8 protein-coding genes are annotated in these 12,839 nt (G+C 70.6%); 4 read left to right on the top strand and 4 right to left on the bottom strand.

Annotation, left to right across the window (positions count from 1 at the left end; translation table 11 throughout):
- The first annotated feature begins 415 nt into the window (after window positions 1-415).
- The gene (locus tag AB0915_RS11105; RefSeq protein WP_366690805.1) at window positions 416-3,790 is read left to right on the top strand and encodes a pyruvate carboxylase; all 3,375 of its coding nucleotides are present in this window, start codon (window positions 416-418) and stop codon (window positions 3,788-3,790) included.
- Window positions 3,791-4,241: 451 nt separating this feature from the next.
- Here AB0915_RS11105 and AB0915_RS11110 read toward each other — a convergent pair whose 3' ends face one another.
- Complete coding sequence (locus AB0915_RS11110; RefSeq protein ID WP_366690806.1) at window positions 4,242-5,462, bottom strand: saccharopine dehydrogenase C-terminal domain-containing protein; 1,221 nt, start codon at window positions 5,460-5,462, stop codon at window positions 4,242-4,244.
- Between the two features lie 136 nt (window positions 5,463-5,598).
- Between AB0915_RS11110 and AB0915_RS11115 the strand changes: the two genes are divergently transcribed.
- The gene (locus AB0915_RS11115; RefSeq protein ID WP_366690807.1) at window positions 5,599-6,354 is read left to right on the top strand and encodes a TetR/AcrR family transcriptional regulator; all 756 of its coding nucleotides are present in this window, start codon (window positions 5,599-5,601) and stop codon (window positions 6,352-6,354) included.
- Window positions 6,355-6,530: 176 nt separating this feature from the next.
- Here AB0915_RS11115 and AB0915_RS11120 read toward each other — a convergent pair whose 3' ends face one another.
- The 3 genes from AB0915_RS11120 to AB0915_RS11130 all read right to left on the bottom strand — a co-directional run bounded on the left by AB0915_RS11120 (window position 6,531) and on the right by AB0915_RS11130 (window position 9,541).
- Window positions 6,531-7,835, bottom strand: coding sequence for a hypothetical protein (locus tag AB0915_RS11120; protein ID WP_366690808.1), 1,305 nt, complete (start codon window positions 7,833-7,835; stop codon window positions 6,531-6,533).
- A complete protein-coding gene (locus AB0915_RS11125) occupies window positions 7,828-8,184 on the bottom strand; it encodes a hypothetical protein (protein ID WP_366690809.1) in 357 nt (118 codons plus the stop codon). Before AB0915_RS11125 ends, AB0915_RS11120 begins: the two co-directional genes overlap by 8 nt.
- Before the next feature lie 934 nt (window positions 8,185-9,118).
- The gene (locus AB0915_RS11130; RefSeq protein ID WP_366690810.1) at window positions 9,119-9,541 is read right to left on the bottom strand and encodes an Hsp20/alpha crystallin family protein; all 423 of its coding nucleotides are present in this window, start codon (window positions 9,539-9,541) and stop codon (window positions 9,119-9,121) included.
- Between the two features lie 280 nt (window positions 9,542-9,821).
- Here AB0915_RS11130 and AB0915_RS11135 point away from each other — a divergent pair, with 280 nt between their 5' ends.
- Window positions 9,822-10,670: a universal stress protein gene (locus AB0915_RS11135; protein WP_366690811.1), complete on the top strand. Its 849-nt coding sequence runs from the start codon at window positions 9,822-9,824 to the stop codon at window positions 10,668-10,670.
- A gap of 464 nt (window positions 10,671-11,134) precedes the next feature.
- Window positions 11,135-12,181, top strand: a complete 1,047-nt coding sequence (locus AB0915_RS11140; RefSeq protein ID WP_366690812.1) for a M36 family metallopeptidase — start codon at window positions 11,135-11,137, stop codon at window positions 12,179-12,181.
- Window positions 12,182-12,839 lie beyond the last annotated feature (658 nt).

Consider the following 12,839-nt stretch of genomic DNA (forward strand, 5'->3'; position numbering starts at 1 on the left):
GCGGATCATGCTGCCCCGCTCCTTGCGGGTGGCGTGGTCGGTGCCGTTGAAGGCGGAGAACCTTCGATGCTGCGCGAGCGCGGCGGTCCAGCGTACGCCGTGACCGGCGCCGACAGGCATTCCTGCGCAGCGTCGCGCCCGAACACACCTTCCGCATGGTCAGGCAGACACTCGGCCGGAACCACCCGGAGATCCCGCCCCGCAGGCGGCAGGTCGCTGGACGTGGCTGATCAGCACCGCGCACACCGAGCCGAGGCATACCCGACCGCTCAATGATGACCTTCGCGAGCCTGCTGAAGAGCGACCGGCCGGTGGTGATTCGGCCCGGGCTGCTCTTGTACGGGTATAGACAGGGCATCAGTTAGGAGGGCGCCCGTCGGGCGCGCACGTCGCGAACGTCAGGAAGGGACTGCGCATGTTCCGGAAGGTACTTGTCGCGAACCGTGGTGAGATCGCCGTCCGCGCATTCCGCGCCGCCTACGAGCTGGGCGCGGGAACGGCGGCGGTGTTCCCGTACGAGGACCGCGGCTCGCTGCATCGTCTCAAGGCCGACGAGGCCTATGAGATCGGCCGGAGGGGGCACCCGGTGCGCGCCTACCTGTCGGTCGAGGAGATCGTGGGCGCGGCACGCAGGGCCGGGGCGGACGCCGTTTACCCCGGGTACGGCTTCCTGTCCGAGAATCCGGATCTGGCCCGGGCCTGCGAGGCCGCCGGAATCACGTTCATCGGTCCCAGCGTCGGGGTGCTGGAACTGACCGGCAACAAGGCGCGCGCGGTCGCCGCAGCGCGTGCGGCGGGTGTGCCGGTCCTGGGGTCGTCGCAGCCGTCGACCGACGTGGACGAGCTGGCGGCGGCCGCGGAGGAGATCGGCTTCCCGTTGTTCGTCAAGGCGGTTGCCGGAGGCGGCGGGCGCGGAATGCGGCGAGTGGACGACGCCGCGCACCTGCGCGAGGCCATCGCGGCGGCGTCCCGCGAGGCCGAGTCCGCCTTCGGCGACGCCACGGTGTTCCTGGAGAAGGCCGTCGTCGACCCCCGCCACATCGAAGTGCAGATTCTCGCCGACGGAGACGGCGACGTCATCCACCTGTTCGAGCGGGACTGCTCGGTGCAGCGGCGCCATCAGAAGGTCCTCGAACTGGCCCCGGCGCCCAACCTCGACCCCGCGATCCGGGACCGCATCTGCGCCGACGCGGTCGCCTTCGCGCGCAGCATCGGCTACCGCAACGCCGGCACCGTCGAGTTCCTGCTCGACCCGGAAGGCAACCACGTCTTCATCGAGATGAACCCGCGCATCCAGGTCGAGCACACGGTGACCGAGGAGGTCACCGACGTCGACCTGGTCCAGGCGCAACTGCGCCTCGCCGCCGGCGAGACCCTGGCCGACCTCGGTCTCGCGCAGGACAGGATCTACCTGCGGGGTGCCGCACTGCAGTGCCGGATCACCAGCGAGGACCCGGCCAACGGGTTCCGGCCGGACACCGGCACCATCAGCGCGTACCGTTCGCCGGGCGGCTCAGGCATCCGGCTGGACGGCGGCACCGCCTTCGTCGGCTCCGAGATCAGCGCCCACTTCGACTCCATGCTGGTGAAACTGACCTGCCGGGGCCGGGACTTCGCCACCGCGGTGCGACGGGCCCGGCGCGCGGTGGCCGAGTTCCGCATCCGCGGCGTGGCCACGAACATTCCGTTCCTGCAGGCGGTTCTCGACGACCCGGACTTCCAGGAGGGCCGGGTCACCACGTCGTTCATCGAGGAGCGCCCGCATCTGCTGACCTCGCGCCACTCCGCCGACCGCGGTACCCGCCTGCTCACCTACCTCGCCGACGTCACGGTCAACAAGCCGCACGGCGAGCGCCCGCACCTGATCGACCCCACGACCAAACTGCCGGATATCGCGAACGGCGTACCGCCCGCCGGGTCGAAGCAGCAGCTGACCGAGCTGGGGCCGGAGGGCTTCGCGCGGCGCCTGCGGGAATCACCCGCGGTGGCCGTCACCGACACCACCTTCCGGGACGCCCACCAGTCCCTGCTGGCCACCCGGGTGCGGACGAAGGATCTGCTCGCCGTTGCCCCGGCCGTGGCCCGGACTCTGCCGCAGCTGCTCTCGCTGGAGTGTTGGGGCGGCGCCACCTACGACGTGGCGCTGCGCTTCCTGGCCGAGGACCCCTGGGATCGCCTGGCCCGCCTGCGTGAGGCGGTGCCCAACATCTGCCTGCAGATGCTGCTGCGTGGCCGCAATACGGTCGGCTACACCCCGTACCCCGCGGAGGTCACCACCGCCTTCGTCGAGGAGGCCACCCGGACCGGCATCGACATCTTCCGCATCTTCGACGCGCTCAACGACGTCGGCCGGATGCGGCCGGCGATCGACGCCGTACGCGAGACCGGATCGGCCGTTGCCGAGGTGGCCCTGTGCTACACCTCGGACCTGTCCGACCCGGCCGAGGAGCTCTACACCCTCGACTACTACCTCCGGCTCGCCGAGCAGATCGTCGAGGCCGGCGCGCACGTCCTGGCGATCAAGGACATGGCGGGGCTGCTCCGGGCTCCCGCCGCCGCGAAACTGGTGACCGCGCTGCGCAGGGAGTTCGAGCTGCCCGTCCACCTCCACACCCACGACACGGCCGGCGGCCAGCTGGCCACCTACCTGGCCGCGATCAACGCGGGCGCCGACGCCGTGGACGGAGCGGTGGCCTCGATGGCGGGCACCACCTCGCAGCCCTCGCTGTCGGCGATCGTCGCGGCCACCGACCACTCCGAGCGGCCGACCGGGCTGAGCCTGCGGGCGGTCGGCGACCTCGAACCGTACTGGGAGATCGTGCGCAGGATCTACGCGCCGTTCGAGGCCGGGCCGGCCTCGCCCACCGGGCGCGTGTACGACCACGGGATCCCCGGCGGTCAGCTGTCCAACCTGCGTGTCCAGGCGCGGGAGTTGGGCCTCGGCGACAGGTTCGAGGACATTGAGGCGATGTATGCCGCGGCCGACCGCATGCTCGGTCGCCTGGTCAAGGTCACACCGTCGTCCAAAGTGGTCGGCGACCTCGCCCTGCACCTCGTCGGCGCGGGCGTCCCACCCGAGCGGTTCGCCGCGGAGCCCGGCGCGTACGACATCCCGGACTCCGTGATCGGTTTCCTGCGCGGCGAGTTGGGCGACCCGCCCGGCGGCTGGCCGGAGCCTTTCCGTAGCAAGGCCCTCAAGGGCCGCGCCGCGCCCAGGCCGGTCGCCGAACTGTCCGCCGGGGACCGCGACGGACTGGAAAAGGACCGGCGGGCCACTCTCAACCGGCTGCTGTTCCCCGGTCCGGCGAAGGAGTTCGAGGCGCATCGGGACGCCTACGGCGACACCGGAGTCCTGCCGAGCAAGGACTTCTTCTACGGTCTGCTGCCGGGGGAGGAGCATGAGGTGGACCTCGAGCCCGGGGTGCGGCTCCTCATCGCACTGGAGGCGATCGGTGAAGCGGATGAGCGCGGCATGCGCACCGTGATGGCCACCCTCAACGGCCAGCTCCGGCCGATCCCCGTGCGTGACCGCTCGGTGGCTTCGGAACTGCCGGCCGCGGAGAAGGCCGACAGGTCCGACCCGAAACACGTGGCCGCACCGTTCGCCGGGGTGGTGACTCTGTCGGTCGCAGCCGGAGACCGGGTCGAGACGGGAGCGACCATCGCGACGATCGAGGCGATGAAGATGGAGGCCGCCATCACCGCTCCGGTCGCCGGAGCGGTGGACCGTCTGGCCATCACCTCCGTGCAGCAGGTCGAGGCGGGCGACCTCCTGATGGTGATCGCCTAACGGCCTCCCCCACTCCCTATCGCGGGGGAGGCCGTAAGGGGTGTCCCGGATTCCCTGGCGGACCAGCGCGCGGCGTCGGATGCGGTGCATCGCACGGCGGAGGGGCATCCGCATACGGGTTGTATTCGGACGTTCCCACAACGCGGCGAGGTGCCGTAGCGGTCGTCGTGCGCCCGTCAGGGATCGCGGGACAGCCCATGGCCCCTGTGAGCTTGATCGCCCGGGCCCCGGGGCCGTGCAGTCGCCCGCCCGGCTCCGGGACTCCACGGCCGGGAGGCGCGCAGGCCGGGAGGGTCACCGCGCAAGCGACGATCTCGCGGTGACCCTCCCTGACGGTGCTCCTGGCCGACGCCGACAACGGGGAGTGCCCCGACAGCGGCGATCGGATCGGCTGTCCGACGCTCGCCCTCACCGAGGGGGGACGTCCGATCCCCTGGTGAGCCGAGGGCGGTCACTGCTCCCGCACGCCCCACGGAGAGCCGTACGCGCTGAGCAGGTCCAGGAAGGGGCGCGCGGGGAAGGCCTCCGGGCCGAGGACTCCCGAGCCGGTCCACGCGCCCGTGGCCAGGAGTTCGAGGGCGACGACCGGGTTGACGGCCGTCTGCCACACCACTGCCTGGGAGCCGTACTCGGCCATCGACCACTGGTTGTCGACCACGTGGTAGAGGTAGACCTCGCGCGGCTCGCCGTCCTTGGTGCCGCGCACCCAGGTGCCCGCGCAGGTTTTGCCGTGCATGCGCTCGCCCAGCGTCGCCGGGTCCGGCAGGCAGGCGGCCACGACGTCCCGGGGCGACACACCCACCGGGCCCGCGGCGCTCGGCACGGTCACCGGGTCGGTCCGGTCCAGGCCCAGGAGGTGCAGCGTCCTGAGGGTCTGGATGAACTCCTCGCCCAGGCCGTACTTGAAGGTCACGCGCCGTGCGTCGATCCAACGGGGGACAAGCAGCACCTCCTCGTGCTCCACGTTCACGCACTCGACCGGGCCGATGCCCTCGGGGAAGTCGAACACCTCCGGCTCGCTGAAGGGCGCGGTGGTGAACCAGCCGCGGTCCGCTTCGTAGACGACCGGCGGATTGAGGCACTCCTCGATAGTGGTCCAGATGCTGAAGGAGGGGGCGAACTCGTAGCCGTCGACGGTGAGGTTCGCACCGTCGCGGATGCCGATCTCCTCGATCTCGTCGAAGAGTTCGTCGGCCGCGTACCGTGCGAAGACATCGGACAGCCCTGGCTCCACACCCATGCCGACGAGAGCCAGCGCGCCCGCCTTCTCCCAGTCGGCGGCGTGCGCGAACTGCGTGTCGCCGAGCATGACCCCGCACTCCTCGTACGGCCGCTCGGGGTGCGGGCGCGACAGAGACATCGCCATGTCGAGATAGGTTGCGCCGGCCGCGAATGCCGCCTGGAAGAGGGGCATCACGAACCGCGGGTCGGTGGCATTGAGCAGGACGTCGCACCCGTGTCGCGTCAGCAGCGCCGTCACCGCCGCCTGGTCGGAGGCGTCGACGTGCTCGGCACGGAAGCGGCCTGTGGCGCCCGCGAGTGCAGCGACCGCCGCTTCGGCCCGGCTCAGGTCGTAGTCGGCCACGATCATCTCGTCGAAGAACGAGCGTCGGGCCGCGATCCGGGTGATCGCGGTGCCCACACCGCCGGCTCCCACAAGCAGAACACGCATGACACGGACTTCCTCTCTGTGGAGATGGGGCGTGCCCGCGCGGACCGGAGGTGCGACGCCCCTGCCGGGAGATCAAACGCCGGGTGCTCGGGTAAGGTCAATGGTGTTGGCATAAGGGCCGGGCGAGGAGGCGGCGATGGCGAAAACGGTGGTGCCCGAGGAGAAACGGCGGCGCCGCCGTCCCACCAGGAGCGGCACCGTGCTGTCCGAGCAACTGATCGTCGAGACCGCCCTGCGGATGCTGCGTGAGCACGGCAGCACGGGACTCACCGCCCGCCGTCTCGGCCTGGCCCTGGACGCCGACCCCAGCACCCTCTACCGGTACTTCCGCAGCATGGACGATCTGACCCTTGCCATCGGCGATGCCCTCATCGGGCAGGCGCTGCAGGGCTGGAGGCCCACGGGGGAGTGGCGGTCGGATCTGCGCGGCCTCGGATTGCGCATCCACGCCGCGTACCTCGGGCATCCGCAGGCGGCTCTGCTGACCGCGAACCGGGTCACCGGCCGGGCCAACGAGCTGGCGGCCGACGAGGCCATCCTTGACATACTCCGCACGGCGGGGTTCCCATTGCCGGACACGGTACGGATCTACCAGGCCTTCATCGACCAGACCCTGGCCTTCGCCGCGCTCGACGCCGCCTCGCTGGCCCTGCCACGCGAAAGTCTCAGCGCCGACGAGGACATGTGGCGCTCGACGTACGCCCGACTGCCGCGCACCACTCACCCCCGGATCGCCGAGGCGGCGCCCCTCCTGGCGACCCGCATGCTCGACAGCGCCTATCCCACGGCCCTGGAGATGCTGCTGGACGGCGCCGCAGCGCAGTGGGAGGCACTGCGGCGCCCGGCGACAGAGGATCGTCCGCGGTCGTTGCGGTGCGGACCCGTCCATTGAGGCCGAATCCGAATCCTTCCGGGCACCCCTGGGCCCCGACCGTGCGGTCGGCCGCCGCCGGGCCGGCCCTGGCAACCTGCCCGTCGTCCACGACGAGCACCCTTGGCGCGCCCGGCGTCATGCATTCGGCTACGCGTGAGCTCACGGCGTGGACCGGGGAGTTGCGGCCGTTTCGCTCACGTGTCCGCGCCCCCGCCACCGACCAGGGCGGCCAAGTGGTCCCGGTCCTGCGGGTTGTTGAGGTTCACGGTCTCGTACTGGTGCCGCGGCCACAGAGGACGGCCCTCGATCCAAGGGACGACAGTGGGGCCGCTGTCCTGCCAGCCGTGCAGCTCCGCGGCCCCGGCCGGCGGCGGCATCCCGTGCGTGGGGTGCTTGGGCGTACCCGGGGGGTTGACCTCCATGAACGCTTCCGGTGCATCGTCCGGGCCTCCGCGCGCGGGAAAGAGCACCAGGACGAACCCGTCGTCGGGGCCGGGCAGGAGGACATAGCGTTTGGGAACGGGAACGGGCGCTCGGGCAGCGAGCGCGAGGGCCTTGACCGCGGGTATCCCGTCGAGCATGCGGTGGCCGAACCGGAGCGCGTTGAATGCGGACAGGGCCGCGAAGATCAGCGGCATCGAGATGACCGGATCCCTGCCGAGCAGCCACCAGGCCACCGTCATCCCGATCGCGAAAGCCGCGTTGAGCACGGTCGGCCAGAGCTGGGATATCTCCAGCAGTGAGCGTACGCGCCACCAGGGCACGACCCGGATGTCGGCCTCATGGCGCGGGCCGGCGCCCTTTTCCTCCGGAATCGCCTGTCGGTAGGCCGCTTCCGCCATGGTTCCGTAAGTCAGGTCCGGTTCCTGGGGGCGGTCGAGTTCATCGCTCAGGGCGGTCTGTGGCTGCACCGGCGTCGGTCTGTGGAGGAGTCCTCGTTGTTCAGCGATCTTCAATTCGTCGCGACGGGTGCGGTCGGTGTGGACGGGGCGTGCCCACAGGAGGTGTGCGCCGCCCGGCTGGGCGAGGACTCCGCCGGTCCGAGCGTCGCCGCACCACCACAGCACACCGTTGCGACCGGGGCTGGCCAGGTGATGGCGCTGCTGCACGGTGCGTACCGACAACAGCACGAGACCGTCGCCGACAGGGTCCCGCAGTACCACTCGCGGAGCGCCCTGACGGGTCGGGACGGTCACGGCGGGGCATGCGATCCAGGGACGGCGCGTGAGCGCGCGCCGCATGCGGCGGCAGTTGATGAGCGCCACCATGCCCACGACCACGGCGACCGGACCGCCTCCGACGCAGGCTACGGCGACGTCGCTCACCCAGCCGACACCTGCCTCGTCGGCGGCCGGCCCGACGGACAGCCCGACGATCACGGCCGCGAGCCCGGCCCAGACCCATCCGCGGGCGCGACGGCGACGTTCGGCGAGTCCTTCGGCGGTGGCGTCCATCTCGACAGCGGTGGTCGTGTGCGTCGCCGGGAGTGGCTCAGGCATCTGTCTCTCCCCGGCTTCGCGTGTCATCGACCGCCCGGCGCCGCATCTCGCGCCGGTGGAACCGCTCACCGAGCTGTGATCCGCCGATGAGTCCGGCCGCGAACAGCAACAGGCCGACCTGCACGACGGTGGCGAGGAGTCCGAAGTCTTCGGTGCCCAGACCGCTCAAGTGCAGCAGTGGACCGACCGTGCCGGCGGCCCAGATGACCAGCAGAGCGACCCCGCGCACGCGAATGCCCCATGGACTGGTCGAACGGCGGATCCACCGGGGCGCCCAGCCTCTCAACGAGGCGACGGCCAAGGGCAGCGCGAACGCCGACCAGAAGACCAGCCAGAGCCAAGTGAACACGGCTCGTACCCCATCTCTGCGAAGCCGCCGAGCGGCGGCAGGTTCCCTGGTTACTGCTGCTTCGGACCGTCATACGCCAGAGGTGGCTCCTTGAGCACCCCATCGAAGACGAGAGACAGGACGAGAAGCGCGACCCCTGCGGTGCCGAGCCCCGGAAACCAGGTCATGTGCGCTCACCGCCCCTCTCCCCGCTCGCGCCCTGCCGGCGAACGGATGTTGACACGCGAGCGCCGGGCATGACATTGCCGTGGTCCGGCAATCTTTACACTCCTTTTATGCCGCGCTTCTACCGCCCGAGGCTTTCGGTGCCTCGGGCGGGGAGCCGAAGTCCTTGCCCAGCTGAGGATGGTGGGGAAGGAACGGCAGGGGGAATCCTCCCGGAGCGCGCACTGAAGGTGGGCCGGTCGACAGACGCGCGGGCGCCCATCACCGCGCGAACAGGGACCCGTATCGGCTCGGGCGGCCCTTCATGTGCCGTTCCTGCGCTCGGTGCTCGGGACGGAGCCACTGGGCTGGACGCAAGCCGACATGGCGGCCGCGGCAGGGCGTGGCGAGGAAACGTGTGATGAAGGGGTGGCGTCTCACCGGGGGAGCCGACGCACCGGGAGACCGGCCTGCCGGAAGCGGGCGCCGGATCCTACAGGCTGCCAGGGCCACGCGGGAGGGCCGGATGGGCTTGGTTCGGCGCTGATGGCTCGACTGTACGTGTGACCGCGGCGAGGGCCTGGAGGCACGGCTGCCTGCAAGCGGTTCTCGGCCACGAACCATCGTCTGCCGACGATGGTCCTCTCGCCGTCGACGCTTCCTGCCGCGGACTCGGCGACGGCCGTGACCGTGTGGGAGGACGTGTTGCGGCGGGGCCCACGACCGTGCCCGACGTGGTCGCCCGGACGGACGGCAGCGCATGTCCGTCCGGGCGACCACCCGGTGCGGGTCACGTGGCGTGCTTGATTTCGATGTGCTTCGCCTCCGCCTTCTCCTCGCCGAGACCGACGCTGACGGTCAGCATGCCGTCGACGTATTCGGCACGGACGTCGTTCTCGTCCGCGCTCTTGGGCAGGGTGACACTGCGGGTCAGGGATCCGTAGCGGATCTCGCTGCGATGCTTGTCCACCTCGCGCTCGGTGCGCTCGGCCCTGATGGTGAGGTTGCCGTCCTCGACCGTGACGTCCAGATCCTTGGCCTCGATGCCCGGGAGTTCCGCTCGAATGACGTACCGGCCCTCCTCGGTGAACTCCTCGATCCTCATGGTGTACAGATCGGCCATCGCCGGCATGGTGAATCGGGTGGGGAAGGCCTCGAACCAGTCCGGCAGATCCGGGAACGGGAACTTCTGCTTGCGTGCGATGACAGCCATGCCCAGACCTCCTCGGTCCTGCGGTTACGACATGTCCAGTCCACCGCGCCACGCTCCCGATCGCAGGGGGCCGAACAGTCCGCACCGGGGGTCCGAAGGTCCCTGGAGCTCGCCCTTGCCCTGGAGAACAGCTCTCTGAACGGGGGCGCTCGGCCCTCCGCCTCGCCGTCCATGTGCGTACCGTGCAGGTATGAGCTGCGGCCGCAGCCCACGACTGCTGCCCCGCGCACGCAGACAGGTGGAGGAAGCCATGACAGCTGCCAGTGAACCACTCCCGATCATGCTCGGCGTCGACGCCGCGGAGCCGGCCGATGCGGCCCTGGCTTGGGCCGTCGACGAAGCCGCCCGCCGTGGGGTGCGCCTGCATCTGGTTCACGCCGTGTTGCCCGTGACCCATCACGTACGCGGCGTCGAGGAGACGGCACACCACAAGGCCTTGCGCCAACTGGGCGACGAGGCGCTCGACAAGGCGACGGCTCGTGCCCATGAGCGGCAGCCGGGTCTTGACGTGACGACCTTCATCACGGATGGCACTCCGGCCCAGGTCCTGGTACGGAGGTCCGCTCACGCGCGGCTGGTGGTCCTCGGCTCGCGTCGGCTGGGCCGGCTGGGGGAGATGCTCAGCGCCGTCTCGACGACCGTTCCGGTCAGTGCGCACGCTGCCTGTCCGGTGGCCGTGGTGCCGGAAGCCGGGCGCACCGAGGAGGAGCCGCCGTACCTGGTGGTCGGGGTGGACGCCAGCCGGTCGGCCGAGGCCGCGCTGGATCACGCCTTGGAGGCCGCTGCCTCGCAAGGCGCCTCCGTGCGTGCGGTGTGGGTGTGGCAGCGGCGGCTGCCAGGGTTTTTCGACGAGGACGCCGCGCTCGAGGCGTGTCACAGGCAGCTGCATGAAGCAACTGCGGGGCGGTCCAGTGCCTACCGCGATGTTCCCCTGAACCACGCGGTGCTGCGGGGGCATCCTGTCGAGGCGTTGGCGGAGGCTTCCGAGCATGCGCTCGCTGTGATCGTCGGCCGCCGTGGCCGGGAGGGTTTCACCGGTATGCGGCTGGGCTCCGTCCCGCATGGGCTGCTGCACAGGGCAACCTGCCCCGTGATCACTGTGCCCCCGCCGGACGACGAAGGGAGCTGAGACCGGGAGACCGGACCGAACCGCATACCGCACCGGTTCGATTGCGCGAGCCTCTCGCCCAGCGACTGCGCACGGACGGAACGGCGCGTGGTGAGCCGTTGCGGGTCGCCGCGACCACGCCTGCACGAGCCCGGTCATCGCCCGGCCAGGCCTGGTGAACGGGCCCGTCCAAGACAGGCTCCGAGGCGGGTAACCACATCGACCGCAGCGCGTTCGAGGGCGACGACCCGCGGGAGTCGGACGTCTCCGAGCTGCGGCTCGGGCCGTTCTCGGCGCGCGGACGCGGACCGTCTCGGCACACGAACAGAGCGCCACCGCACGGTGGGGGCCCTTGCCGCTCTGAGTCGCAAACGCGTTCAGGGCCTGGCCAAAGAAGGGCCCGTGCGCAAGGATCACGCTCGCACCACGCCATCCCCCGCTATTCGACACGCCACCGCACCACATCCCAGCACGGGAGGATGTACATGACTCGCCGCACACCCCGCGGCCTGATCGCCGCGGCCACCGCCACCGTGGCTCTGCTCGCTCCGGCCGGAGCGGCCTCGGCCTCGGGCACAGTCCCCGCCCCGGCCGAACCACAGGCCCGGGTATTCATGGTCAACCCCGTCCAGTCCTCGGGCGACCAGTCGCTCTCCGATGCCAAGGACTCGGCCGACGCAGTTCCCGCCTCGAGCTATGCCCTCGCCGCGTTGCGCAATCTCGACGGCAGTGGCGGACTCTCCGGACGGTGGGCCTACATCAGGTCGGAGACCGGCGCCCCCGCAAAGACCGCCGACGCCGACACGTACAACCGGCACGACGACCAGTTCGAGCAGGTCATGGCTTACTTCTGGGTCAATGAGGCACAGGAGTACCTGCAGGGCCTCGGCTTTGGCAGCGAACTGCCCGGCGCCAACAACCGCGCGCAGCCCATCCGTATCAATCAGTGGGGTGCGGACAACTCCTTCTTCACCGACAAGAAGGCCGAGATCCGCTTCGGCAAGGGCGGCGTCGACGATGCCGAGGACGCCGAGGTGATCGTTCACGAGTACGGACACGCGGTGCACAACGCCCAGGTGCCCGGCTTCGGCACCTCCCCGGAGGCCGGGGCGATCGGTGAGGCCTTCGGCGACTACCTGGCAGTCGAGGTCGGCGCCCATGCGGACGCCCGGTACGGCTGGCCCCGCAAGGCCGACCTGGCGTGCGTCGCCGACTGGGACTCGGTCGCCTACAGCGTCGCCCCGCACTGTCTGCGCCGGATCGACGGGAACAAGGTATACGGGGACCGGGTGGGCGAGGTGCACGCGGACGGCGAGATCTGGTCCCGCGCACTCCTGGACATCCGCGGGGCGCTCGGCGCCAGGGTGGCCGACCGCGTCATCGTCAACGCTCAGTTCGGCTTCGCGCCCGACACCAGCTTCCAGAACGCCGCGTTGACGACGATTGCGACGGCGCAACGCATGTACGGCAAGAGCGCGGCGGACGCGGTCCGTGCCGCATTCAAGGCCCGCGAGATCCCTGGAATCCAGTAGGCAGTGTGACGGCGGTCGCCCCCTTCCCGGGGCGGACCTCAGCGTGGTCTCGCGTCGGCCTTGAGTCCGCTGCGAGGCCACGCGCCGGCCGGATCGATCGCCGAGCACTGCTACGGCAGATGTGGCGAGTGCGGGCCGGCGCCCGGGAGTTGCATCATGGCGACGGCCTTTCTGACGGGGTGCCATCCCTTGGTCCGGGAGGTGCCACGGAGACGGAGAGGCCTGTGCTCCCACGCAGCGGTGGCGGATATTCGGGCCGCCAGGCGCGGGCGTAGGCGGGTGGCCTGTCCGCGGGAGCCACGATCACCGCGACCGATGTGCGACGCGCTGCCGCGCGCAGACCGTCGGCTGTGATACTCCCGTCGTGGCCGCCGATCTGTCGCGACACGCAGCCGGCGTGGTAGCCGATCGGTACCGCGTCGAGACCGGTGACCGTGCACGGTGGGCGTACTCGACGATCCACGGTGCGCAGCCGAGGAGAAGGGCGGCCACGACCACGGCCGGGCGCCGTCGGCCCGGGACCGCCAGGGCCGCGACAGCCGTAGGCAGGACCAGGTAGCAGGCGTCCGGCGTTCGACCGACTGCCCGGCGTCGACCTGCGTGTGTAGCCGTCAGTTCAGTAGCTGCGCAAGGCACTTGAGGGGTCCGGGGCGTGTGC

The organism is Streptomyces sp. NPDC048411, from assembly GCF_040704695.1.
Taxonomy (GTDB): Bacteria; Actinomycetota; Actinomycetes; order Streptomycetales; family Streptomycetaceae; genus Streptomyces.